The organism is Castellaniella defragrans (genome assembly GCF_014203015.1).
Lineage (GTDB): Bacteria > Pseudomonadota > Gammaproteobacteria > Burkholderiales > Burkholderiaceae_B > Castellaniella > Castellaniella defragrans.
This window is the reverse complement of sequence record NZ_JACHIB010000001.1, coordinates 1-23,569: the sequence shown is the minus strand read 5'-3', so window position 1 is coordinate 23,569 and position 23,569 is coordinate 1. Positions and strand designations below refer to the sequence as shown.

Annotated in this window: 19 protein-coding genes; 14 read left to right on the top strand and 5 right to left on the bottom strand. The window is 68.1% G+C overall.

Translation table 11 applies throughout. The annotated features are described in order from the left end of the window. Positions 1 to 105 precede the first annotated feature (105 nt). From HNR28_RS00095 to HNR28_RS00075, 5 genes are all read left to right on the top strand, one after another. Positions 106 to 1,017, top strand: coding sequence for a LysR substrate-binding domain-containing protein (locus HNR28_RS00095; protein ID WP_151024680.1), 912 nt, complete (start codon positions 106 to 108; stop codon positions 1,015 to 1,017). Between the two features lie 143 nt (positions 1,018 to 1,160). Beyond that, entirely contained in the window at positions 1,161 to 2,375 is a 1,215-nt protein-coding gene (locus tag HNR28_RS00090; protein ID WP_052355559.1) for an ABC transporter substrate-binding protein, read from the top strand. A gap of 102 nt (positions 2,376 to 2,477) precedes the next feature. Further along, positions 2,478 to 3,353, top strand: a complete 876-nt coding sequence (locus tag HNR28_RS00085; RefSeq protein ID WP_043680006.1) for a branched-chain amino acid ABC transporter permease — start codon at positions 2,478 to 2,480, stop codon at positions 3,351 to 3,353. A gap of 7 nt (positions 3,354 to 3,360) precedes the next feature. After that, positions 3,361 to 5,298, top strand: coding sequence for a branched-chain amino acid ABC transporter ATP-binding protein/permease (locus HNR28_RS00080; protein WP_043680008.1), 1,938 nt, complete (start codon positions 3,361 to 3,363; stop codon positions 5,296 to 5,298). Then, positions 5,292 to 6,011: an ABC transporter ATP-binding protein gene (locus HNR28_RS00075; protein WP_151024681.1), complete on the top strand. Its 720-nt coding sequence runs from the start codon at positions 5,292 to 5,294 to the stop codon at positions 6,009 to 6,011. Before HNR28_RS00080 ends, HNR28_RS00075 begins: the two co-directional genes overlap by 7 nt. Here HNR28_RS00075 and HNR28_RS00070 read toward each other — a convergent pair. Continuing rightward, positions 5,993 to 6,709, bottom strand: a complete 717-nt coding sequence (locus tag HNR28_RS00070; RefSeq protein WP_043680013.1) for a Crp/Fnr family transcriptional regulator — start codon at positions 6,707 to 6,709, stop codon at positions 5,993 to 5,995. The genes HNR28_RS00075 and HNR28_RS00070 overlap by 19 nt on opposite strands. Before the next feature lie 147 nt (positions 6,710 to 6,856). Between HNR28_RS00070 and HNR28_RS00065 the strand changes: the two genes are divergently transcribed. The 8 genes from HNR28_RS00065 (at position 6,857) to HNR28_RS00030 (ending at position 16,615) form a co-directional block, all read left to right on the top strand. Further along, positions 6,857 to 8,818, top strand: a complete 1,962-nt coding sequence (locus HNR28_RS00065; RefSeq protein ID WP_151024682.1) for an AMP-dependent synthetase/ligase — start codon at positions 6,857 to 6,859, stop codon at positions 8,816 to 8,818. After that, positions 8,819 to 9,658 carry an ABC transporter ATP-binding protein gene (locus HNR28_RS00060; protein ID WP_409360346.1) on the top strand — a complete coding sequence of 280 codons (840 nt, stop codon included), beginning with the start codon at positions 8,819 to 8,821 and terminating at the stop codon, positions 9,656 to 9,658. 38 nt (positions 9,659 to 9,696) lie between these two features. Next, entirely contained in the window at positions 9,697 to 10,626 is a 930-nt protein-coding gene (locus HNR28_RS00055; RefSeq protein ID WP_043680021.1) for a branched-chain amino acid ABC transporter permease, read from the top strand. Between the two features lie 23 nt (positions 10,627 to 10,649). Continuing rightward, positions 10,650 to 11,711 (top strand): branched-chain amino acid ABC transporter permease, encoded by a 1,062-nt coding sequence (locus tag HNR28_RS00050; RefSeq protein WP_043680023.1) that lies wholly within the window; start codon positions 10,650 to 10,652, stop codon positions 11,709 to 11,711. 87 nt (positions 11,712 to 11,798) lie between these two features. Beyond that, positions 11,799 to 13,130: an ABC transporter substrate-binding protein gene (locus tag HNR28_RS00045; protein WP_151024683.1), complete on the top strand. Its 1,332-nt coding sequence runs from the start codon at positions 11,799 to 11,801 to the stop codon at positions 13,128 to 13,130. Between the two features lie 55 nt (positions 13,131 to 13,185). Continuing rightward, on the top strand, positions 13,186 to 14,013 hold the full coding sequence (locus HNR28_RS00040) for an ABC transporter ATP-binding protein (protein WP_043680029.1): 828 nt from the start codon (positions 13,186 to 13,188) through the stop codon (positions 14,011 to 14,013). A 14-nt stretch (positions 14,014 to 14,027) separates the two neighbouring features. Continuing rightward, entirely contained in the window at positions 14,028 to 15,299 is a 1,272-nt protein-coding gene (locus HNR28_RS00035) for a phenylacetate--CoA ligase family protein (RefSeq protein WP_151024684.1), read from the top strand. A 296-nt stretch (positions 15,300 to 15,595) separates the two neighbouring features. Beyond that, the gene (locus HNR28_RS00030; RefSeq protein ID WP_151024685.1) at positions 15,596 to 16,615 is read left to right on the top strand and encodes an amino acid ABC transporter substrate-binding protein; all 1,020 of its coding nucleotides are present in this window, start codon (positions 15,596 to 15,598) and stop codon (positions 16,613 to 16,615) included. Between the two features lie 81 nt (positions 16,616 to 16,696). Here the strand turns inward: HNR28_RS00030 and HNR28_RS00025 are convergent, their stop codons facing one another. After that, complete coding sequence (locus tag HNR28_RS00025) at positions 16,697 to 17,635, bottom strand: LysR substrate-binding domain-containing protein (protein ID WP_151024686.1); 939 nt, start codon at positions 17,633 to 17,635, stop codon at positions 16,697 to 16,699. Positions 17,636 to 17,875: 240 nt separating this feature from the next. Between HNR28_RS00025 and HNR28_RS00020 the strand changes: the two genes are divergently transcribed. Beyond that, a complete protein-coding gene (locus tag HNR28_RS00020) occupies positions 17,876 to 19,429 on the top strand; it encodes an MFS transporter (protein WP_151024687.1) in 1,554 nt (517 codons plus the stop codon). A 20-nt stretch (positions 19,430 to 19,449) separates the two neighbouring features. On the opposite strand, the gene HNR28_RS00015 is transcribed toward HNR28_RS00020, so the two are convergent. The 3 genes from HNR28_RS00015 to HNR28_RS00005 all read right to left on the bottom strand — a co-directional run bounded on the left by HNR28_RS00015 (position 19,450) and on the right by HNR28_RS00005 (position 23,423). After that, a complete protein-coding gene (locus HNR28_RS00015) occupies positions 19,450 to 19,923 on the bottom strand; it encodes a hypothetical protein (RefSeq protein WP_151024688.1) in 474 nt (157 codons plus the stop codon). Between the two features lie 78 nt (positions 19,924 to 20,001). After that, a complete protein-coding gene (locus HNR28_RS18750) occupies positions 20,002 to 21,072 on the bottom strand; it encodes a DUF4351 domain-containing protein (RefSeq protein WP_151024689.1) in 1,071 nt (356 codons plus the stop codon). A 317-nt stretch (positions 21,073 to 21,389) separates the two neighbouring features. After that, positions 21,390 to 23,423 carry a hypothetical protein gene (locus HNR28_RS00005; RefSeq protein ID WP_151024690.1) on the bottom strand — a complete coding sequence of 678 codons (2,034 nt, stop codon included), beginning with the start codon at positions 23,421 to 23,423 and terminating at the stop codon, positions 21,390 to 21,392. Between the last annotated feature and the right edge of the window lie 146 nt (positions 23,424 to 23,569).

The following is a 23,569-nucleotide window of genomic DNA, read 5'->3' as shown; positions in this document are numbered from 1 at the left end:
CAGCAGGCCGCGGCGGGCTGGGGCGAATCCCGATGGGCACGCCCGGCCGCTTCATGTCAGAATGGCGCGAGGTGGCCGGCGTCCGGCCCGTCGCCGTGAAGCCGCATGCTCCGATTCGCCCATCAGAACCTCCGCCTGCCCTCCCTGGCCACCATCCAGGCCTTTGAATCGGCCGCCCGGCTGGGCTCGTTCGGCCGCGCGGCCGAAGAACTCTGCGTCACGGCCAGCGCCATCGGCAAGCGCATCGGCCAGCTCGAAGCCGCGCTCGGCCAGCCCCTGTTCGACCGCGGCAGCCGCGGCGTCGTGCTGACCGCGGCGGGGCACGAATACCTGGACCAGATTGAGACCGCGCTGCACCTGCTGTCGGACATCTCCCTGCACCGCCGCTCGCGGCCGCGCGAGCGCATCCGGCTGGTCACCACGCCCACCTTCGGGCACTACATCCTCGGGCCGCACCTGCACGAATTCACCACGGCCCACCCCAACGTGGACATGAGCGTGGTGCTGTCCATCCCCTACCTGGACATCGGCCCCACCCAGGCGGACTTCTGGGTGCGTTTCGGCCTGGGCCGGTATCCGGGCACGATCTCGGAGCGCCTGACGGACGACACCGTGTTCCCGGCCTGCTCTCCCGGCTATCTCGAACGCCATGGCGCCCTGCGCCGGCCCGCCGACCTGGCCGAGGCGAACCTGCTGCGCTGCCCGCTGGACCCCTGGAAGCCCTGGTTCGACGCCGCCGGGCTGGACTGGCCCGAGCCCGAGGGCGGCGTGAGCTTCTTCGACGTGGGGCTGGCGATGGCCGCCGCGCGGGCGGGCCAGGGCGTCATCATCGCGCGCCGCAGCCTGGCGGGCGCCTGGCTGGACGACGGCACCCTGGTGGCGCCGTTCGGCATCCGCGCGGCGCCCGATTCCCACTACTACCTGTGCCGCGAGGCCTCCACGCCCATGACCGGCGCGCACCTAGCGTTTTCCCTATGGGTCAAGGCGCTCTGCGCCCGGATTTCCCAGTCTTCCTAGGCTTCGCGCCGGGGTGCGGAATTTCTTTCCACCCTGGCCCGATGCAATTTCCGACAGCGCCGCGGGGCGGCCGATAGACTTTCGGCCGTGCATGCACACATCGGCCGGCGCCTCCGTCGGCCGCATCGAGAACGGGAGACGACATGACATTCCACAAGACCTGCCTGGCCCTGGCCATCACCCTGTCGCTGGCGGCGACCGCCCAGGCGGCCGACACCATCAAGATCGGCGTATCCGGACCCTTCACGGGGGGCTCTTCCTCCATGGGCGTGAGCATGCGCGACGGCGTGCGCCTGGCCGCCAGGGACGTCAACGCCCAGGGCGGCGTGCTGGGGCGCCAGCTGGAGCTGATTGAGCGCGACGACGAGGCCAAGAACGAGCGCGGCGTGCAGATCGCCCAGGAGCTGATCAACCGCGAGCAGGTCGTCGCGACCGTGGGCTTCATCAACACCGGCGTGGCCCTGGCCTCGACCCGCTTCTACCAGAACGCCGCCATCCCGGCCATCGCCAACGTGGCCACGGGCTCGGTGGTCACCCAGCAGTTCCTGCCGCCCAAGTACGAGCACAACTACGTGTTCCGCATGTCGGCGGCCGACAACATCCAGGCGCCCATGATCGCCGCCGAGGCCGTCACCAAGCGCGGCTTCAAGAAGGTCGCCATCATGGCCGACTCCACCAACTACGGCCAGCTGGGCCGCGAGGACATGGAAAAGGCGCTGGACAAGCTGGGCGTCAAGCCGGTGGTGGTGGAGAAGTTCAACATCGGCGACGTGGACATGACCGCGCAGCTGCTGCGCGCCAAGGAAGCCGGCGCCGAGGCCCTGCTGACCTACGGCATCGGCCCCGAACTTGCCCAGCTGGCCAACGGCATGGCCAAGCTCGGCTGGAAGGTGCCGCTGATCGGCAGCTGGACGCTGGCCATGGCCAACTTCATCGACACCGCGCGCGCCAACGGCGACGGCGCCCTGATGCCCCAGACCTTCATCCAGAACCCCAACACGCCCAAGCGCAAGGCCTTCATCGACGCCTACGTGCAGACCTTCAAGCCCAAGCACGACCGGATCGAGTCGGCCGTGTCCGCCGCCCAGGGCTACGACTCGGTGCTGCTGCTGGCGGCCGCCATCGAGCAGGCCGGCAACACCAAGGGCGCCGACATCCGCGCCGCCCTCGAAAGCCTGCAGAAGCCTGTCGAAGGCGTGATCATGACCTACAAGACGCCCTACTCGACGAGCGACCACGAGACCATCGACGGCCCCGAACTGGTCTACATGGGCGAAGTGTCCAAGGGCCGCGTGGTCTTCGCCCACCCCGAGGACGAGCAGCGCAGCGTCGCCAACGCCGGCCAGTCCGCGCAGTAACTCCGCCGCACCGGCGCATCCCGCCGCCCGGCGGGGTGCGCGCTCCGATGCGCGGTCCCGGGGCGCAGCCGCCCCGGACGGCGCGTTCCCGCTGGAAAGAACATGACGATTTTTCTGCAACTGGCCTATAGCGGCGTGGCCCTGGGCATGATCTACGCGGTCATCGCCTTCGGCTATCAACTCACCTACGCCACCTCCGAGACCCTGAACTTCGGCCAGGGCGACGCCCTGATGCTGGGGGGCCTGGTCGGCCTGACCCTGGTCGGGATGGGCGTGAGCTACTGGCTGATGATCCCCCTGGTGTGCATCTTCGGCATGGCGCAGGGCGCCGTGGTCGAGCGCGTGGCCGTGCGCCCCGCCATCCAGGCGCGCTCCGAGTTCGGCTGGATCATGGCGACCATCGCCCTGGGCATCATCTTCCGCAACACGGCCGAGAACATCTGGGGCCGCGACGCGCTGCATTTTCCCTCGCCCGTGTCCGAGACCCCCTTCAGCGTGCTGGGCGCCAACATCCTGCCGATGGAGCTGCTGGTGGTCGCGGGCGCGCTGCTGATCATGGGCGCCATCGAACTGTTCAACCGCACGTCGATCTACGGCAAGGCGGTGGTGGCGACCTCCGGCGACCGCGACGCGGCCGGCCTGATGGGCATCAACACCAAGCTGGTCATCACGTTCTCCTATGCGCTGTCCTCCCTGACGGCCGCCTTCGCGGGCGTGCTGGTCGCCCCGCTGACGCTCACTGGCGCCTCCATGGGCGCGGTGCTGGGCCTGAAGGCCTTCGCCGTGGCCATCGTGGGCGGCCTGAACAGCGGCCTGGGCGCCATCGTCGGCGGCCTGCTGCTGGGCGTCATCGAGACCACCACCGGCTTCTATCTCTCCACCGGCTACAAGGACGTCCCCGGCCTGATCCTGCTGCTGCTCGTCCTGACGGTGCGGCCCGCCGGGCTGTTCGGCAAGACCGCCATCAAGAAGGTCTGATCCCATCATGAACAAGAAGCATCTGCTGTCTTTCGCCGCGCTGGCCGCCGTGCTGGCGATGGTGCCGCTCGGCGTCGACAACCCCTATTACCTGCACCTGATCGAGACCATCCTGATCTACGCGGTCCTGCTGCTCGGGCTGGACATCGTGGTGGGCTACACCGGCCAGGTGTCGCTCGGCCATGCGGGCCTGTTCGGCATCGGCGCCTACACCGTCGGGACCCTGGTCCTGCACCTGGACATGCCGTTCTGGATCACGCTGCCCGCCGCCGTCGTGGTGACGGCGGGCTTCGGCGCGATCCTGGCCCTGCCGGCGCTGCGGGTCACGGGGCCCTACCTGGCCATGGTGACCCTGGCCTTCGGCACCATCATCCAGATCCTCATCAACGAGATGGACTTCCTCACGGCGGGGCCCCTGGGCATCAGCCTGGAAAAGCCCGTCGTCGCCGGCCACATGCTGAGCGGCCCGCAGTTCTTCTGGCTGGTGCTGGCGCTGCTGTCGCTGGCGGTGCTGTTCACCGAACGCGTCGCGCGCTCGCACTACGGGCGCGCCTTCGAGGCCCTGCGCGACAGCCCCATCGCCTGCGACTGCATGGGCGTGTCGGTCTACCGCTACAAGGTCGTGGCCTTCGTCATCAGCGCCGGCCTGGCCGGCCTGTCGGGCGCGCTGCACGCCTATTCGGAGCAGTACATCTCGCCCAACACCTACACCTTCGAGCTGATGGTGCTGTTCCTGCTGGCGCTCATCATGGGCGGGCGCAAGACCCGCTCCGGCGCGCTGCTGGGGGCGGCCATCATCGTGCTGCTGCCCAAGATGCTCGACGACGTGTCCACCTTCCGGCCGCTGGCCGTGGGCCTGGCGGTGCTGGTCACGGCCGGCGCCGTGATGGCGGTGCGGCGCGGCCGCGCCACGCCCGCGCGCATGGCGGCGCCGGTGATCGGCGCCCTGGTCCTGGCCGGCGGCTCGCTGGCGCTGGACCAGATGACCGACTGGCGGCTGTCGATCTTCGGCCTGATGATCCTGTTCGTCGTCTACTACCTGCCCGACGGCATCGTCGGCTTCGTGATGCATGCGCTGGGCCGGTCCCAGCCGGCGCCGGCCGCGGCCGAGCCGCCGCAGGCCGCGCCCGCGCCCGAGGGCGGCGGGCTGCCGGACGCCTCGCACGGCGTGCTGCTCTCGGTGGGCCAGGCGGTGATGCAGTTCGGCGGCCTCAAGGCGCTCAACGGCGTCGATCTGGAAGTCCGGCGCGGCACCATCCACGGGCTGATCGGTCCCAACGGCTCGGGCAAGAGCACCATGATGAACGTGCTCACGGGCATCTACGTGCCCACGTCCGGCTCCGTGGTCTTCGCCGGCCGCGACCTGGCCGGCCTGACCTCCGCGCAGATCGCCGCGCGCGGCGTGGCGCGCACCTTCCAGAACGTGCAGCTGTTCGGCGAGATGAGCGCGCTGGAGAACGTGCTGGTCGGGCTGCACCATTCCTTCGGCAGCGGACTGGCGGGCGTGGCGCTGCGCACGCCCGGCTGGCGGCGGGAAGAACGCCAGGCGCGCGCCCGCGCGCTCGGCCTGCTGGAATTCGTCGGCCTGGCGCCGCTCGCCCACGAAGAGGCGCGCAACCTGCCCTACGGCAAGCAGCGCCTGCTGGAGATCGCCCGCGCCCTGGCGCTCGATCCCCAGCTGCTGCTGCTCGACGAGCCGGCGGCCGGCCTGACGGCTCCGGACATCGAGGAGCTGCTGGGCATCATGCGCAAGCTCAAGGCGCGCGGCCTTACCGTGATCCTGATCGAGCACCACATGGACGTGGTGATGGGGGTCTGCGACGCGGTGTCGGTGCTGGATTTCGGACAGAAGATCGCCGAGGGGCTGCCCGCCGACGTGCAGGCCGACCCCCGGGTCGTGGAGGCCTATCTGGGCGGTGAACAGGCGGGAGCGCAGGCATGCTGAAGATCGAAAACCTGGAAGCCGGCTACGGCAAGGTCAAGGTGCTGCACGGCATCAGCCTGGACGTGCCCGCCGGCAAGGTCGTGACCCTGATCGGCTCGAACGGGGCGGGCAAGACCACCACCATGCGGGCCGTGTCCGGCATGCTGCGCCCCTCGGCGGGCACCATCGTCCTGGGCGGCCGGGCGATCCAGGGGCTGGAGTCCCACCGCATCGCCCGCCTGGGCCTGGCGCATTCCCCCGAGGGCCGGCGCGTCTTCCCCACGCTGAGCGTCACCGACAACCTGCTGCTGGGCGCCTTCCCGCGCCTGACCGGCAGCCGCGCGCGCGGCGACGTGGCGCGCGACCTGGACCGCGCGATGGACCTGTTCCCGCGCCTGAAGGAACGGCGCACGCAGCTGGCGGGCACCCTGTCGGGCGGCGAGCAGCAGATGCTCGCCATGGCGCGCGCGGTCATGCTCGACCCCGAGGTCGTGCTGCTGGACGAGCCGTCCATGGGGCTGGCGCCCATCCTGGTGGACGAGGTGTTCCGCATCATCTCGCGCCTGAAGTCCGAGGGCGTGACGATGCTGCTGGTGGAGCAGTTCGCCGCCGCGGCGCTGGCGGTGGCGGACTACGGCTACGTGCTGGAGAACGGCCGCATCGCCGTCGAAGGCCCCGCGCAGCGGCTGCGCAACGATCCCGCCGTGGCGGCGGCCTACCTGGGCGGGCACTGAGCGGACGGGCACTGGGCGTCTTCGGCGCCCGTGTAGTGCTTCAGGCCGTCCAGGTCCAGCACCTGGACGGCGCCGTATTCGACCTTGAGCAGCTGCGCGGCTTCCAGCGCGCGCAGGGCCTGGTTGGTGCGCTGGCGGGAAATGCGCGCCAGGAAGCCGATTTCTTCCTGGGTGATTTCCAGGCGCATCGAATTGCCCGGGTACAGCAGCGGGTTGAACAGTTCCGCCAGGCAGCGCGCCACGCGCGCATCGGGGGCCAGCAGGCGGTCGTATTCGGCCTTGCCGATGAACTGCGCCACGCGCTCGTTCAGCTGGTGCAGCAGGTAGCGGTTGAAGGGGATGCTGGCGTCCAGCAGCCAGTAGAAGGTGTCGCCGCGCAGGCGCGCGATGGTGCTGCGGCGCAGCGCGATGATGTCGTACTTGCGCGCTTCGCGTTTCAGCAGCGAGCCTTCGCCGATCCAGCCGCCGGCCGGCACCCCCGTCAGCGACGCCAGCTTGCCGTCGGCGTTGCCCACCGACACCTTCACCAGTCCTTCGAGCACCCCGATCCAGGCGCAGGCGACCGCGCCCTTGTGCTCGACGATGGTGCCGGCCTCGACGTGCGCCACGGCGGTGTCCTGCAGGACGCGCGCCTGCTGTTCGTCGTCGAGCAGGTCGAACCAGGCGGCGCGCGCCGGCAAAGCCTGAGTCAGGTTCATGGGGACTTACCCTAGATCGAGATCGAATGTCATATGTGCGACAGTCGGCGGCCGGCCGCTGCCTGTACCTTAGTCCGCGACACGCCCCACAGAGGCGCACTGAAGGCCCCGCGCAGCGCAGGATCCGCGCCGGACCGAGGAGACATCATGGTACAGGAAACCACCGCCGCGACGACGTTCCCCGCCCTGCTGATGCACCATGCGCGGGTGCGCGGCGCGCGCCCCGCGATCCGGGAAAAGGACCTGGGCATCTGGCAGACGCTGAGCTGGGCCCAGGTGGCGGCCGAGGTCCGGCGCGTGGCCTCGGGGCTGGCCGAACTGGGCGTCCGGCCGGGCGAGCACGTCGCCGTCGTCGGCGAGAACCGCCCCCGGCTGTACATGGCGATGATGGCGGCCCAGTGCCTGGGCGCCATCCCCGTGCCGCTCTACCAGGACGCGGTGGCCGAGGAAATGGCCTACGTGCTGCAGGACGCCGAGGTCGGCGTGGTGGTGGCCGAGGACCAGGAGCAGGTGGACAAGATGCTGGAGGTCTCCGGCCGCTGCCCGGCGCTGCGCCACGTCGTCTACGACGATCCGCGCGGCCTGCGCCACTACAGCGATCCGCGCCTGCTGGCCTGGGAAGTCCTGCTGTCGCGCGGCGACGAGCGCGCCCACCGGCTGCCCGACGAGATCGACGGCCGCATCGCCGCGATCCGCCCCGAGGACACGGCCGCGATGTTCTACACCTCCGGCACCACGGGCAAGCCCAAGGGCGTGGTGCTCAGCCACCACGCGCTCATCGACCGGGCGCGCGCCATCGAGCGCTTCGAGGGCCTGACCGACCGGGAGGACGTGCTGGCCTACCTGCCGCCCGCCTGGATCGGGCAGAACATGTTTTCCTACACCCAGTTCCTCACCACGGGCTTCACCGTGAATCATCCGGAATCGCCCGAGACCGTGTCGATCGACATGCGCGACATCGGCCCCACCTATTATTTCGCGCCGCCGCGCGTGCTCGAAGGCCTGCTCACCCACGTCACGATCCGCATGGAGGACGCCGGCCGCTTCAAGCGCTGGCTGTACCGCCGGGCGATGGGCCTGGCGCGGCGGGTGGGCGACAGGATCCTGGACGGCGGCGCGGGCGTCGGCCTGCTCGACCGCCTGAAATACGCCCTGGGCGACCTGCTGATCTACGGCCCGCTGCGCAACACCCTGGGCATGAGCCGGGTGCGCGTGGCCTATACGGCGGGCGAGGCCATCGGCCCCGACCTGTTCGTCTTCTACCGCTCCATCGGCATCAACCTCAAGCAGCTCTACGGCTCCACCGAGACCTCGGTCTTCGTCTGCGTCCAGGCCAACGGCCAGGTGCGCGACGACACGGTCGGCCCGCCCTGCGAGGGCGTGGACATCCGCGTGGCCGACAACGGCGAGATCCAGCTGCGCAGCCCCGGCCTGTTCTCCGGCTACTACCGCAACCCCAAGGCGACGGCCGAATCCTATACCGAGGACGGCTGGTACCACACCGGCGACGCGGGCTACCTGGACACCGACGGCCAGCTGAAGATCATCGACCGCGCCAAGGACGTCGGCCACCTGTCCGACGGCAGCCTGTTCGCGCCCAAGTACATCGAGAACAAGCTCAAGTTCTTCTCCTTCATCAAGGAGGCCGTGGCCTTCGGCGCGGACCGCCCCGAGGTCTGCGCCTTCATCAACATCGACCTGGAGGCGGTCGGCAACTGGGCCGAGCGCCGCGGCCTGCCCTACGCCGGCTACACCGACCTGGCCGGCAAGGACGAGGTCTACGCCCTGATCCGGGACTGCGTCGAGCAGGTCAACGCCGACCTCGCGCAGGACCCGAAGCTGGCGGCCTCGCAGGTCAGCCGCTTCCTGATCCTGCACAAGGAACTGGACCCGGACGACGACGAGCTGACCCGCACCCGCAAGGTCCGCCGCGCCTTCATCGCGCAGAAATACGCCGTGCTGGTCGAGGCCCTGTTCGCGGGCCGCACGAGCCAGTTCATCGAAACCGAGGTCAAGTTCGAGGATGGCCGCACGGGCCGGATCTCCGCCGACCTGCGCATCGAACCCGCGGCCGTGACGCGGCCCGAACCGCTGAAGAAGGTGGCCTGAATGACCGGACTGGCGATGGAACAGGACCGCGACGCGGCGCAGGACGGCGCCGCCGACCGGGCGGGGCGGATCGGCGAGGTCATCCTGGACCTGCAGAACATCTCGCTGTCCTTCGGCGGGGTCAAGGCGCTGACGGACATTTCCTTCGACGTGCGCGAACACGAGATCCGCGCCATCATCGGCCCCAACGGTGCGGGCAAGAGCTCGATGCTGAACGTCATCAACGGCGTCTACACGCCCCAGCAAGGCCGCATCCTGCTGCAGGGCCGGCAGTTCGCCCGGATGAATCCGCGCCGCGCCGCCGAAATGGGCATCGCCCGCACCTTCCAGAACCTCGCCCTGTTCAAGGGCATGAGCGTGCTGGACAACATCATGACGGGCCGCAACCTGCGCATGAAGGCCGGCGTGCTGGCCCAGGCGCTGCGGCTGGGGCCGGCCGAGCGCGAGGAAATCGCCCACCGCGAGGTGGTGGAGAACATCATCGACTTCCTGGAGATCCAGGCTTGGCGCAAGACCCCGGTGGGCCGCCTGCCCTACGGCCTGCAGAAGCGCGTGGACCTGGGCCGCGCGCTCGCCATGGAGCCGCGCATCCTGCTGCTCGACGAGCCCATGGCGGGCATGAACATCGAGGAAAAGCAGGACATGAGCCGCTACATCCTCGACGTGAACGACGAATACGGCACCACGATCGTGCTGATCGAGCACGACATGGGCGTGGTCATGGACATCTCCGACCGGGTCGTGGTGCTGGACTACGGCCGCAAGATCGGCGACGGCACGCCCGACGAGGTGCGCAGCAACCCCGAGGTCATCCGGGCCTACCTGGGCGCCAGCCACTAGGGCCCTTCACGCCCCTGCATGCTATTCGAGGAGTCGCAATGGGATTCTTTCTGGAAACGGTGATCGGCGGCCTGATGAGCGGCATGCTCTACGCCCTGGTGGCGCTGGGCTTCGTGCTGATCTTCAAGGCGTCGGGGGTGTTCAATTTCGCCCAGGGCGCCATGGTGCTGATCGCGGCGCTCGCCATGGCCCGCCTGTCGGGCTGGATCGACGCCTGGCTGGGCGGCGCCTCGCCCGTGCTGGCCAACCTGCTGGCCTTCGCGCTGGCCGCCCTGTTCATGTGGCTGGTGGCCGTGCTGGTCGAGCGCCTGGTGCTGCGCCACCTGGTCAACCAGGAGGCCACCACGCTGCTGATGGCCACCATCGGCATCAGCTATTTCCTCGACGGCATCGGCCAGATCCTGTTCGGCAGCTCGGTGTATTCCATCGACGTCGGCATGCCCAAGGACCCGGTCATCATCATGGATGCGATGTTCGACGGCGGCGTGATGGTCAACCTGGAGGACCTCACGGCCGCCGTCGTGGCCGCCGTGCTGGTGGCGGTGCTGGCCTTCTTCTTCCAGTACACCACGGTGGGCCGGGCGCTGCGCGCCGTGGCCGACGACCACCAGGCGGCGCAGTCGGTGGGCATTCCACTCAACCGCATCTGGGTGGTGGTCTGGACCGTGGCCGGCCTGGTGGCCCTGGTCACGGGCATCGTCTGGGGCTCGAAGTTCGGCGTGCAGTTCACCCTGTCCACGGCCGCGCTGCGCGCCCTGCCGGTGGTGATCCTGGGCGGCCTGACGTCCGTGCCCGGCGCCATCGTCGGCGGCCTCATCATCGGCGTGGGCGAGAAGCTCTCCGAGGTCTACCTGGGGCCCTACGTGGGCGGCGGCATCGAGATCTGGTTCGCCTACGTGCTGTCCCTGGTGTTCCTGCTGTTCCGGCCGCAGGGCCTGTTCGGCGAAAAAATCATCGACCGCGTCTGACCGTCTGACAGGAAGCCCCGCCCATGTTCTATCGTGAAAACGGCCAGTTCAAGAGCTCCTACCGCTCGGACCAGCAGATCTTCCCGATCCGCCAGGACCGCCGGTTCATCGCCGGCCTGCTGCTGGTGGCCTTCGTCGCCGTGCCGCTGGGCGCGTCGGACTACTTCCTGCAGGCGATCCTCATCCCCTTCCTGATCCTGTCGCTGGCGGCCATCGGCCTGAACGTCCTGGTCGGCTATTGCGGCCAGATCTCCATCGGCTCGGGGGCCTTCATGGCGGTGGGCGCCTATGCCGCCTGGAACTTCGGCGTGCGCCTGGACCTGCCGCTGGTGGTCCAGATCCTGCTGGGCGGCGTGTTCGCCACCCTGGCGGGCGTGGTGTTCGGCGTGCCCAGCCTGCGCATCCGCGGCCTGTACCTGGCGGTGACGACGCTGGCGGCGCAGTTCTTCATGGACTGGGCCTTCCTGCGCATTCCCTATTTCACCAACTACTCCACCTCGGGCAACGTGTCCGTGCCGGCGCTCGAAGCCTTCGGCCTGCCGGTGACCACGCCCGCGCAGAAATACCTGTTCGTGCTGTGCTTCGTGGCGGTCATCGGCCTGCTGGCCAAGAACCTGGTGCGCGGCGCCATCGGCCGGCAGTGGATGGCGATCCGCGACATGGACGTGGCCGCCGCCGTCATCGGCATCCGGCCGGTGTACGCCAAGCTCACCGCCTTCGCCGTCAGCTCCTTCATCATCGGCGTGGCGGGCGCGCTCTGGGCCTACATCCACCTGGGCTCCTGGGAGCCCCTGGCCTTCGACCTGAACCGCTCGCTGCAGCTGCTGTTCATCATCATCATCGGCGGCCTGGGCTCCATCATCGGCAGCTTCTTCGGCGCGGCCTTCATGGTGCTGGTGCCGGTGGCGCTCACCAACGTGCCGCACTGGCTGGGCCTGGACCTGCCGGTGGACGTGGCCTCGCACATCGAACATATGGTTTTCGGCTTCCTGATCGTCTTCTTCCTGATCGCGGAGCCGCACGGTCTGGCCAGGCTGTGGAGCATCGCCAAGGAAAAACTCAGGATCTGGCCGTTCCCCCACTGAAGGACCGCGGGGGCTTTGGGGCGGCGTTCGATCGGACCCGTTCTTTGTTGACACGATAGGTGCCACACGCACCAGGAGGAGCTACAGATGAAGCATGCATTGACGAAGACCGCCGCCGCCGCCCTGCTGGCCGCCGTCGGGCTGGCGGGCGCCGCCGGCACGGCGCAGGCCGCCGAGGAGCAGTTCGTTCCGCTGCTGGTCTACCGGACCGGCTCGTTCGCCCCGCTCGGCATTCCCTGGGCCAACGGCAAGATCGACTACCTCAAGCTCGTCAACGAGCGCGACGGCGGCGTCAACGGCGTCAGGATTTCCTACGAGGAATGCGAGACGGCCTATTCCACCGACAAAGGCGTGGAATGCTACGAGCGCCTGAAGAACAAGAACGGCGGGGCTTCCGGCTTCGACACCCAGTCCACGGGCATCACCTTCGCCGTGACCGACAAGGCGATCGTCGACGGACAGCCCGTGGTCACCGTGGGCTACGGCCTGTCGCAATCGGCCGACGGCCGGGTCTTCAAGTGGAACTTCCCGCTGCTGGGCACGTACTGGACGGCGGCCGACGTCATGATCCAGGACATCGCCAAGAAGCTGGGCGGCGAGGACAAGCTCAAGGGCAAGAAGATCGCCCTGGTCTACCACGACTCGCCCTTCGGCAAGGAGCCCATCCCGCTGCTCCAGGAACGCGCCAAGGACAACGGCTTCGATCTGCAGCTCTATCCGGTCGCCGCCCCGGGGGTCGAGCAGAAATCCACCTGGCTGCAGATCCGCAAGAACCGCCCCGACTACGTGATCCTCTGGAGCGCTGGGATCATGACCCCGACCGCCATCCGCGAGGCCCAGGGCGTGGGCTACCCGCGCGACAAGATGTACGGCATCTGGTGGGCCAGTTCCGAGACCGACGTCAAGGATCTGGGCGACGTCGCCAAGGGCTACAACGGCATCACCATCCAGAACAGCGCCGAGCACGGCCGGGTGCACGAGGACGTGAAAAAGTACGTCTACGACAAGGGCGAGGGCGCCGACAAGGATGGCAGCACCTTCGGCTCGCTGGCCTACACGCGCGGCATGATGATCTCCATGCTGCAGGTCGAGGCCATCCGCACCGCGCAGGAAAAGTTCGGCAAGGGCAAGCACATGACGCCCGAGCAGGTGCGCTGGGGTTACGAAAACCTGAACCTGGACCAGGCCCGCCTGGAACAGCTGGGCTTCGCCAAGCTGATGCGTCCGGTGAAGACCTCGTGCGAGAACCACATGGGCGACGACTGGGCGCGCATCATCCAGTGGGACGGCAAGAAGTTCGACGTCGTGTCCGACTGGTACCAGTCCAACCCGAAGTACGTGCAGCCGCTGGTGAAATCCCTGGGCGACAAGTACGCCGCCGAGAAGAAACTGCCGACGCGCGACTGCGCCGCCGAGTAAGCCGTGCCGGGGCCGGGCGGGGCCCGGCCCCGGGCGGCCCCTGGGAGAGGAAACCATGGATAGCGCACAGGCGTCCGAACCCGCGGTGCTGTTGAACGTCAACGGCATCGAGGTCATCTACAACCACGTCATCCTGGTGCTCAAGGGCGTGTCCCTGACCGTGCCGGAAGGCAGGATCGTGGCGCTGCTGGGCGCCAACGGCGCGGGTAAGACCACCACCCTGCGGGCGATCTCCAACCTGCTGCGCGGAGAGCGCGGCGAGGTCACCAAGGGCGGGATCGAATATCGCGGGGAACGCATCGAGTCCCTGTCGCCGGCCGACCTGGTGCAGCGCGGGGTGGTCCAGGTCATGGAAGGCCGCCATTGCTTCGCCCACCTGAGCATCGAGGAAAACCTGCTCACCGGCGCCTACACGCGGCGCCTGGGGCGCGCCGACCTGGACGCCGCCCTGGAGCGGGTCTACCGCTATTTCCCGCGCCTGAAGCAGCGCCGCAAGAGCCAGGCCGGCTATACGTCCGGCGGCGAGCAGCAGATGGCCGCCATCGGCCGGGCGCTGATGGCCGACCCGCGCATGATCCTGCTCGACGAGCCTTCGATGGGCCTGGCGCCGCAGATCGTCGAGGAAATCTTCGAGATCGTGCGCGACCTGAACCAGCGCGAAGGCGTGAGCTTCCTGCTGGCCGAGCAGAACACCAACGTGGCCCTGCGCTACGCGGACTACGGCTACATCCTGGAGAACGGCCGCGTGATGATGGACGGCGCCGCCCGCGCGCTGGCCGAAAACGAGGACGTGAAGGAATTCTATCTGGGCGTCTCGGGGGCGGGCCGCACCAGCTTCCGCGACACCAAGTTCTATCGCCGGCGCAAGCGCTGGCTGGCCTGACACGGGGGAATGGCATGCAGGCATACTACGATGCGCGCGAGACCCAGCCCGCCGACGAGCGCGAGCGGCTGCTGTTCCAGCGCCTGCCCGCCGCCCTGGAGCGGGCCCGCGCGCGGGCGCCGGCCATCGCCCGGCAGCTCCAGGGCATCGATCCCGCCGCGCTGGATTCGCGCCAGGCCCTGGCGCGCGTGCCGGTGCTGCGCAAGAGCGAACTGCTGCAGCTGCAGCACGCGGCCCGCATCGCGCCGCCGGGCGCCACCGCCGACGCGGAGCGCCTGCGCGTGTTCGGCGGCTTTTCCACGATCGGCTGGGGCGAGGCGCGGCGGGTGTACGCCTCGCCGGGCCCCATCTACGAACCCGAAGGCCCGCGGCCGGACTACTGGGGCTTCGCCCGCGCCCTGCACGCGGCGGGGGTGCGCTCCGGCATGCTGGTGCACAACTGCTTCTCCTACCATTTCACCCCGGCCGGCTCCATGATGGAGACCGCCGCCCACGCGCTGGGCTGCACGGTGTTCCCCGGCGGGGTCGGGCAGACCGAGCAGCAGGTGCGCGCCATGGCCGACCTGGCGCCGCACGCCTACACCGGCACGCCCAGCTTCCTGCGCATCATCCTGGAAAAGGCCGACGAGATGGGCGTGGCGCTGCCCTCGCTGCGTCTGGCGCTGTTCTCGGGCGAGGCCTACCCGCCGTCGCTGCAGGCCTGGTTCCGGCACCGCGGCATCCAGGGCTTCCAGGCCTACGGCAGCGCCGACCTGGGCATGGTGGCCTTCGAGACCCCGGCGCGCGAAGGCCTGGTCGCCAACGAGGACCTGATCCTGGAAATCGTGCGGCCCGGCACCGGCCAGCCCGTGCCCGAGGGCGAGGTCGGCGAGCTGGTGGTCACCACCCTGCATGCGGACTACCCGCTGCTGCGCTTCGGCACCGGCGACCTGTCGGCCCTGATGCCGGGGGCCTCGCCCTGCGGCCGCACCAACCTGCGCATCCGCGGCTGGCTGGGGCGCGCCGACCAGACGACCAAGGTGCGCGGCATGTTCGTGCATCCGGAGCAGATCGCCCGCGTGCTGGACCGGCACGCGGGAATCGGGCGGGCGCGCCTGGTGGTGTCGGGCGAGGCGGGGCACGACGTCATGACCCTGCGGGTCGAGGCCGACGCCGCGCTGGATGCCGGGGCCGTGGCCGCCACGGTGCGCGAGCAGACCAAGCTGCGGGCCATCGTCGAGATCGTCGCGGCCGGCAGCCTGCCCAACGACGGCAAGGTGATCGAGGACGCCCGCCGCTACGATTGAGCGGTGATGCGGCTCGGTAGCGGCGGTGTGGTTTGGTAGCGGCGGTATGGCTTGGCGGTGCTTGGTATGATCTTTTCGCCGCCGGGCCGCCCCAAGGCGAAAAGCGCCCCCTTTGGGGGGGATGAACCCGGACGCGGGGCGGTCCCTGCGGACTGACCTGCGCCTGGCGAATCCGAGCGGCATGCAGGCCGCGAGGTGGGCTCGTCCATGGGCATATTGCGTCCGGGCATATCGATTCCCGGGCTCCCTCAGTTACTATGTGCGAATCCGTGTAGCAGACCGAGGGAGATTCTTCCATGCGTGGATTCAAAATGATCGCCGGCCTGGCCGTCCTGCTGGGCGCCGGCATGCCCCTGGCCCAGGCCGACACCCTGTCCGTGGTCAAGGAGCACGGCGTCGTGCAGTGCGGCGTCACCACCGGCTTCGCCGGATTCTCGGCGCCCGACGCCAAGGGCGAATGGAAGGGCCTGGACGTGGACATGTGCCGCGCCGTCGCCGCCGCCGTGCTGGGCGACGCGTCCAAGGTCAAGATCGTGCCCCTGAACGCGCAGCAGCGCTTCACCGCCCTGCAGTCGGGCGAAATCGACCTGCTGGCGCGCAACACCACCGTGACGCAGTCGCGCGACACCGCGCTGGGGGCCGTCCATGCCGCCATCAACTTCTACGACGGCCAGGGCTTCATGGTGCCCAAGTCCCTGGGCATCACCTCGGCCCGCGACCTGAACGGCGCCACGGTCTGCATGCAGACCGGCACGTCCAACGAGCAGAACATGGCCGACTGGGCGCGTGCGCACAACGTGCAGTACAAGCCCGTGGTGATCGAGCAGTTCAACGAGGTCGTCAACGCCTTCGCGGCCGGCCGCTGCGACGTGTTCACCACCGACGCCTCGGGCCTGGCCTCGATCCGCATCTCCAAGCTGACCAAGCCCGCCGACTACGTGATCCTGCCGGAAATCATCTCCAAGGAACCCCTCGGCCCCTTCGTGCGCCAGGGCGACGACGCCTGGCTGAACGTCGTCAAATGGAGCTTCCACGCCATGACCGGCGCCGAGGAACTGGGCGTGACCTCGGCCAACGTCGATGCGCAGCTGAAAAGCGCCGATCCCAACGTGCAGCGCCTGCTGGGCGTGACCGGCAGCGCGGGCAAGAACCTGGGCCTGGACGAGCAGTGGGCTTACCGCATCGTCAAGCAGGTCGGCAACTACGGCGAATCGTTCGAGCGCAACGTGGGCATGGGCAGTCCGCTGCAGATCCAGCGCGGCCTGAACGCCCTCTGGAAGGACGGCGGCCTGATCTATCCGCTGCCGATCCGGTAGGACGCCCGCGGCCGGCCGAGGCCCCGCCCCGAACCTCACCCCAAACGCTGGACGCCGGTCCGGCTTTTGGGGTGTTTTTCTTCACGAGGAGCGACGAGGCGGCGTGTCGCCGCGGGATCGACGGGTCCCGGCCGGCTCCGGCGAGGAAGGAACCCCCGCGTGCCTGGAGGCGCGATGTTCCCGATATGCCGCCGCCAGCGTTCGCAACGCATCGCGGGAGCGCCGGTCCGTGAGCGTCGAATGCAGCATGATGCGGGATGAGGGCAGGTCGGGCAGGCCCAGGCGCCGGCCCACCTCGATGGTGTCGGCCGGAGCCAGCCGGCAGGAGAACGCCGCCACCGCCAGTCCCGCGGAAACCGCGGCCATGACTGCCGCATGGCCGCCACCCACGAAAACCTCGCTCCAGTCGATGCCCGCCCCCGCCAACGCACGGAGGGCCATGTCGCGCACCCCGCAGCACGGGGCCAGCGCCGCCAGGCGCAGCGGCTTGCCTGGCTGCTGATGGAATCCGGGAGCCGCGAACCAGCCGAAATGCTCCGGTCCCAGGTCCTCGCCATCACGGCGGTCGTCTTCCTGGCGAACGATCACGGCATCGAGTTCGCCGGCATCGAAGGCATCGAGCAGGCTGCGCGAGTTTTCCAGACGGACTTCGATGGTCAGAGCCGGGTCGCGTTCGTTCAGCCGCGCCAGCAGGGCCGGCACTTCCGGTCCCGCGACGTGTTCGGCGATGCCCAGGCGAAAGCGCCGGCATTCGCAGGACAGCGCGGCCATGGCATGGTCGTGCGCCGCGATGAATTCGCGTGCCGGATTGAGAAACGTCGTTCCTTGCGCCGACAGGCGAACCAGCCGGGGTGTGCGCTCGATCAGCTTGTGTCCCAATCGCGCCTCCAGGCGTTTGAGCTTCACGCTGATGGCGCCTTGCGTGGTGCCCAAGGCTGCCGCGGCTTTCGTGAAGCTCTGGAAGTCGGCGATGGCGACGAACGCCTGCACCGACTCCACATCCAAGGCGGGGCGGCTCATTCAGCTTTGTCCAAGGCGGGGCGGCTCATTGATCTCTGGAGTCATATCTGCTCTGGAATCATGTCCGGAATCAGGCATTCAAATTTGTTGTTTCTGATATGTTCAATCATATCATTGATAAATGGGCGAGGGCTCCTTAACATCCTTCCACACGTGCCGCGCGTTCTTTTTCCCGCGTCGGCAAGCGTTCCGGGCGGCACCCGCACGGTGTCCCGCATACAAGTCTCTTGGAAGGTATCCATGACTCCCTCAACTTCGCGTCAGGGCACGTTCGCCCTGGCTGCCGTCTGCTTGTCCGCATTGATGCTGGGCCTGGAGATTTCCAGCGTGCCGCCCATCCTGTCCACCATCGAACAGGCCATGGGGGCCAGTTTCCGGCAGCTCCAATGGGTCATGGCGGCCTACACCATCGCCATGACGACGATCCTGATGGCCGTCGGCACCGTGGCCGACCGCTACGGCCGCAAGCGTGTCTTCACCATCGGCATCGTGGCTTTCGGCATCACCTCGCTGGTGTGCGGCCTGACGGAAAGCGCCGCCGTGCTGATCGTGGCCCGGTTCTTCCAGGGCTTGAGCGCGGCCATGATGCTGATCTGCCAGATCGCCATCCTGTCCACCCAGTTCCGGGACGGGCAGGCGCGAGGCAGGGCATTCGCCTGGTGGGGCATCGTGTTCGGCGCGGGGCTGGGCTTCGGCCCCATCGTGGGCGGCGCGATTCTGGCGCTGGCGAGCTGGAAATGGGTGTTCCTGGTCCACGTCGTCCTGGCCGCCGTGACCCTGCTGCTGGCTCGGGCCGGTGTCCAGGAATCGCGCGACCCGCACGCGATGCGCCTGGACGTCGCCGGCATCGTCACGCTGTCGGTGGCCGTGTTCTGTCTGGTGCTGTTCGTCACGCAGGGGCCGGTGCTGGGGTTCGGCAGCCCTGCGGCCTTGGGCATCATCGGTTTGTCCGTCTTGAGCCTTGCCGGCTTTATCGCGGCCGAGCGCGTCAGCGCCCGGCCGATGATCGATTTCTCGGTGTTCCGCGTGCCCGATTTCTCGGGTGCGCTGCTCGGCTCGATGGGGCAGAATTTCAGCTTCTGGCCTTTCATCATCTATCTGCCGATCTATTTCCACGTCGGCCTGGGGTACGACAGTGTGCGGACCGGCCTGGCGCTGCTGGCCTATACCCTGCCCACGCTGTTCGTTCCGCCGTTGGCCGAGCGTCTGGCTCAACGCTGGCGGCCCGGCATCGTGATCCCGCTGGGAATGTCCGCCATCGGCCTGGGTTTCGTGCTGATGAGGATCGGCAGCGTATCGGCGCAGCCGGGCTGGCTGATCCTGCCGGGCTGCGTGCTGGCCGGCATCGGCCTGGGCCTGACCAACACGACCGCCACCAACACCATCACCGCATCCGTTGCGGCGGAGCGCGCCGGGATGGCGTCCGGCGCGGACACCAGCGCCCGGATGATCTCGCTGGCGTTCAACATCGCCGTGATGGGCTTCGTGCTGGTGGAAGGCATCATGGCTTACTTGAGCGATACGCTGGGCGTGATGGAAACGGCCGGACTGCGGTCCTTCGCGGAAAAGATCGCGGCCGGCGATGTGTCGGTCGCGCAGCAGACCGCGGGATTGCTGGCGAACGTCGCTGCGCCTCAGGACGCGATCGACGCCGCGCTTGTCGCAGGATTTGGCTGGGTCATGGCGTACGGCGCGCTCAGCGTGTTCGTGCTGGCGGCCCTCAGCTTCTGGGTGTTTTCAACGGGCAAGGCCGTACGGTGCGCCGGCAATGCCGCGCAGCGCCGATCGGCATGAGGCGTCGGGGCGGAGGGCGGTCAGGTTCTTTTCCGGTACACCAGGCTGATGCGGGCGAAGGCCGCCTGCAGCTCCGGCGTGCCGGCCTGGAAGATCACCGGCCGGCCCTTCTGCACGAAGCACACCAGCTTCTTCGAGGCGAACAGCGGGATGAACTTGGTGGACTGGATCTCGCTCCAGGGTACTTCGCGGCGCGTGATCCAGGATTGGCGGATGCCCCAGTCGGAGATTTCCGTGACCGAGGTCCACATGTGGACGCTCATCCAGATCAGCGCGGCAAAACACACCACGATGCTGGCGACCACCGCCATGGGCAGCGCCCGGTCGGGCGCAAGCTGCAGCACCATGGCCAGCCGCACCGCGATCAGGGCCATGATGATCCAGGCGATGACGGCGATCCAGCGCGGCCAGGCGCGGCCGCGCAGCGGCAGGGGAGCGATCTGCGCCAGCAGGGCGCGGTGTTCTTCGTCGGAGGGGCGGTACAGTGCGAGCATGGGCGCTATTCTACCCAGGCTGGCGGCGCGGGGGCGGCCGCGTCGTGGTGCCGGGACGATCGGCGGGTCCGCACCTTTTCAGCCGCGGAATACGTCTTCCAGGGTCGTGGCGTCGAGGATGTTCAGCGACCAGGCTTCCAGATCTTCCGCGCCGGCGGTGCGGATGCGTCGCTCGACTGCGGCATCCACGGCCCCGAAGCGGCGCTGGATCTGGCGCAGCAGCAGGTCGGCCTGGCCCTTGACCTGGCCTTGCTCCAAACCCTGCTCCAGGCCTTGTTCCAGACCCTTCGCAATGCCGCGGCGTTCGGCAATCATCACGTAGCTCATCTTGCGCTCCTGTTCCAGGCGTTCCACCGCCGCCAGATAGGCCGGCTCCTGCTGCGCAGGCAGCCGCAGCATCCATTCGATCAGCCGCAGCAGCGGCTGGATGTGTTCCCGGTCGTAGCCGTAGCCGTACAGCAGCCGCACCAGCGAGACGGTGGGCTCCAGCCGCTGCGCCCCGGCCCGATACCGCAGGGCCTGCAGCTGCGCCATGATCACCACGGCAAACGGGTTCGTGCGCGCCAGCGATTCCAGCTCGCTCCAGCGGCCCAGCCACTGAGACAAGTGTACGGCATGAAAGGAAAAATACACACCCTGGCCGAGGAACTCGCGCCGGTATTCCAGGCGTTCGGGGCCCGAGCGGCTGGCCACCAGGATGGCCAAGCTGAACAGCGCCGGCGGCGCGCGCCCCGCGCGGGCGTTCAGGCCTTCGTGGCGGTGTTCGATGCGCGTCCTGTAGCGGTACATGCGCTGCGCGATCCGGGACAGGGCGCGGGCGCCCATGCCGCCGCCCTGGACCTCGACGTGGACCAGGATCCAGGCGTCGGCGCCGTCCTTGTGGCGTACCCGCACCAGCTTGTCGGCATGCAGGCGCCCATGGCCGGGCGGGCCGTCGGGCACGCCAAGCGCCTGCAGTTCCTTGTCCAGGAATTGCGGGGCCACGGACCAGTCGATGACCTTGTACAGGGCCTGCGCCAGCAGTTCGATGGCCTGGCGGAAGAAGAGCTCCAGGGCCTCCTTCCAGGGGCTGTCGTGGTCATCGGCGGGGACGGCAGCGGCAGAGGTAACGGCGGAGACAGCGGGACCGGCAGCAGCATCCGTAGCCACTACGGCGGGAGCGGCCGGAGCAGCCGCAGCAGGGGCGGCTGTGGAAGCGGCGGTGGCAGGCGGGGCATCATTCCGATGGGACATGGCGGGCTTCCGAATGCAGGAAGCCTCATTCTGGGCAGGCCCAGATTCCCCCGCCAGACTGGAAAGTACGAACGGACGAAAGCGTCCTGGCTGCGCCCCTTCGCTGAAGGACGGGGCTTGGGGTGGTGCGGCAGAGAAAACCCCGCGGGCCTGGATGGGCCGCGGGGTTCCGTTGCGCGGGAGGCTGTGTCCCGCCGTGCTGGATGAGGTCCGGCACGGCGGAGCGGAGAGGTTTAGGCGGGTCCAATGGACATGACAAGCGAACCTTCGCCGGCCAGGATGCTCATCAAACCGCCGAAGAGATCGGTGGTCATATCCAGGCCGGTCGTGACGCCAACCCACTTGTATGTGTTGTAGAACCCTTCACCTACTTCAAAGGATAGGTCGTCCCAGGCTGTCTCGAGATCGAACTCAGGATCGATCAGATCTTGCGGATAGGTGACGCTCGCGTGCGCCACCACATCCAGCGCCTTGAGCATGTTGTCGTACTCGCCCTGGGACACCAGGTTCTTCAGCACCAAGGTGAATTCGGCGCCGTTGCCAACGTCGTCGTCCAGGTCAAATTCGAGCGTGAAATCGATGAAGTGATTGCCGGTGCTCCCGATGGCGGCTCCCTCGCTCAGGCTCAGACTGATGATATCAAATGAGGAACCCAGGCCCCAAAGGCCGATGCGGTCGTTCGGAACCACATAATAGGTGTAGTCCCAGGTCGATGAAAGGGTCATGTTTTCCACGATCAGCGTGGCGCCGAGGTAATTCGAGGCAGCGCCCGTCAATGCGATGAACTGGTTGGATGTGTTGACGCCCACGCTGGACGACAGGTCGCCTTTGTTGCCGTCCTCGTCGAGGTTGGCCAGCTTGATCGTGGTCTCGGTGCCGATGTCCTCGATGGCGATCCAGGTGTAGTTGTTGACGGCCTTCAGGCTGGAAACGTCCGCTTCCAGCGTGCCGAGGCTGTTGAACGTGAGAAGCCTTTCCTCGGTGTCCGCTCCGGTCAGGATGATCTTGTCATCTCCGCTGCCAGTGTTGATGGTCAGTGCGTTGCCCCCGGCCAGCGTGGCCGTGGCCAGCTTGAGGGTGTCGTTGCCGCTGCCGGTATCCAGCTGCTTGAGCGCCATGGGGCTGGACAGGCCGAAGGCGCTGAAATCGATGTTCAGGCCCGCGGAGGAGGCGCTGCCGTTGATCTGGGTGACGCCCAGCAGGTCGGTCGCGCCGTTGTGCGTGACGGAGGTGAGACCGCTGGTGCCGATGTGGTCGTGCGAGTAGTCGGAGATGCTGATGTGGATCTGATGCGTGGTGTCGGTCGAGTCCAGGTCCAGCAGGATGGTCTTGACCTTGCTGGTGCCGCCGCCCGTCTCGGTACCGCCCAGGTCGCTGAAACGCAGCACGCGGCCGTCCGCGATTGCATCGCCGAAGTCGCCTTTGATGCTGAGAGTCTTGAGCGCCTCGCCGGTGAGATTGATGAATTTTGGCGTCTCCAGGGAGTCGCTGAGGGAGGCGTCCCCAGCGGCCGGCTGCAGGGTGACTTCGCCCTTGGTGATGGTGGCGGCAAAGTGGGCGTCGGTCGCATCGGTGGAGAGCAGGATGGTGATCGAGGACGAACTGCTTCCGCCCCCGCCGCCTTCGTCGATGGGCTTGAAGGTGTCGGGCAGCACGACGCCTTCGGGCACGATGACCGTCGGCGGGACGACCAGCAACTGGCCGGGGAGGGGCACGAAGTCGAGCGGGATGGGGGTGTCGGGCGCGGGCGTCCAGCCCGCGGGTGGCTGGAAGCTGGGCAGGAAGGGCGCGACTTCGGCGACGCGGGCCAGGGCGTCGAGGATGCGGGCGGGATCGGCCAGCGCGGCGTTGAAGACGGGGTCGTTGGCGAACTGTTCGAGGGTGATGCCGTTGCCCAAGTCGCGGCCCTCGTGCAGGCCGTAGGTGACCAGGTGTTGATAGAGGTTCAGGCCCTCGATGGCAAGGTCGGAATTGGCGGCGAGGTAGGCGCCCAGGTCGAGGAAGGGGGTGATGGCGCGCGGCTCGCTCTGGCCGTGGAGCAGGAAGTGTTCATAGGCCGAACCCTGGCCGTTGGCGACGGCGGCGGCGACGTCGGGGTTGCGCGCCAGGTAGTAGACCGGATCGAAGAGGGTGGCGGGGGCACGGTTTTCATGCTGGCCGTGGAGCAGGAAGTGCTCGTAGGCCGAGCCTTGCCCATTGGCCACGGCCCGGGCGACATCCGGGTTCTGGGCCAGATACCATTGTTCGTTGAAGAGCGAGACAGCCATGGGGATCTCCTGCGGCGCGCGGGCCGGTTTCATATTGTTTCTTGGCCGGTCCCCCCTCGGTCACAATAGATGTCCGGTCCTCTGAAAACAGAAGTTGAGGGAGCGATCGGAATGAATTCATGTCCACCTATAGCCAGGAACTCAAG

Coding starts and splice junctions, on each gene's coding strand:
- HNR28_RS00095 (WP_151024680.1), top strand. CDS start 106: ATGCTCCGATTCGCCCATCAGAACCTCCGCCTGCCCTCCCTGGCCACC.
- HNR28_RS00090 (WP_052355559.1), top strand. CDS start 1,161: ATGACATTCCACAAGACCTGCCTGGCCCTGGCCATCACCCTGTCGCTG.
- HNR28_RS00085 (WP_043680006.1), top strand. CDS start 2,478: ATGACGATTTTTCTGCAACTGGCCTATAGCGGCGTGGCCCTGGGCATG.
- HNR28_RS00080 (WP_043680008.1), top strand. CDS start 3,361: ATGAACAAGAAGCATCTGCTGTCTTTCGCCGCGCTGGCCGCCGTGCTG.
- HNR28_RS00075 (WP_151024681.1), top strand. CDS start 5,292: ATGCTGAAGATCGAAAACCTGGAAGCCGGCTACGGCAAGGTCAAGGTG.
- HNR28_RS00070 (WP_043680013.1), bottom strand. CDS start 6,709: ATGAACCTGACTCAGGCTTTGCCGGCGCGCGCCGCCTGGTTCGACCTG.
- HNR28_RS00065 (WP_151024682.1), top strand. CDS start 6,857: ATGGTACAGGAAACCACCGCCGCGACGACGTTCCCCGCCCTGCTGATG.
- HNR28_RS00060 (WP_409360346.1), top strand. CDS start 8,819: ATGACCGGACTGGCGATGGAACAGGACCGCGACGCGGCGCAGGACGGC.
- HNR28_RS00055 (WP_043680021.1), top strand. CDS start 9,697: ATGGGATTCTTTCTGGAAACGGTGATCGGCGGCCTGATGAGCGGCATG.
- HNR28_RS00050 (WP_043680023.1), top strand. CDS start 10,650: ATGTTCTATCGTGAAAACGGCCAGTTCAAGAGCTCCTACCGCTCGGAC.
- HNR28_RS00045 (WP_151024683.1), top strand. CDS start 11,799: ATGAAGCATGCATTGACGAAGACCGCCGCCGCCGCCCTGCTGGCCGCC.
- HNR28_RS00040 (WP_043680029.1), top strand. CDS start 13,186: ATGGATAGCGCACAGGCGTCCGAACCCGCGGTGCTGTTGAACGTCAAC.
- HNR28_RS00035 (WP_151024684.1), top strand. CDS start 14,028: ATGCAGGCATACTACGATGCGCGCGAGACCCAGCCCGCCGACGAGCGC.
- HNR28_RS00030 (WP_151024685.1), top strand. CDS start 15,596: ATGCGTGGATTCAAAATGATCGCCGGCCTGGCCGTCCTGCTGGGCGCC.
- HNR28_RS00025 (WP_151024686.1), bottom strand. CDS start 17,635: ATGAGCCGCCCCGCCTTGGATGTGGAGTCGGTGCAGGCGTTCGTCGCC.
- HNR28_RS00020 (WP_151024687.1), top strand. CDS start 17,876: ATGACTCCCTCAACTTCGCGTCAGGGCACGTTCGCCCTGGCTGCCGTC.
- HNR28_RS00015 (WP_151024688.1), bottom strand. CDS start 19,923: ATGCTCGCACTGTACCGCCCCTCCGACGAAGAACACCGCGCCCTGCTG.
- HNR28_RS00005 (WP_151024690.1), bottom strand. CDS start 23,423: ATGGCTGTCTCGCTCTTCAACGAACAATGGTATCTGGCCCAGAACCCG.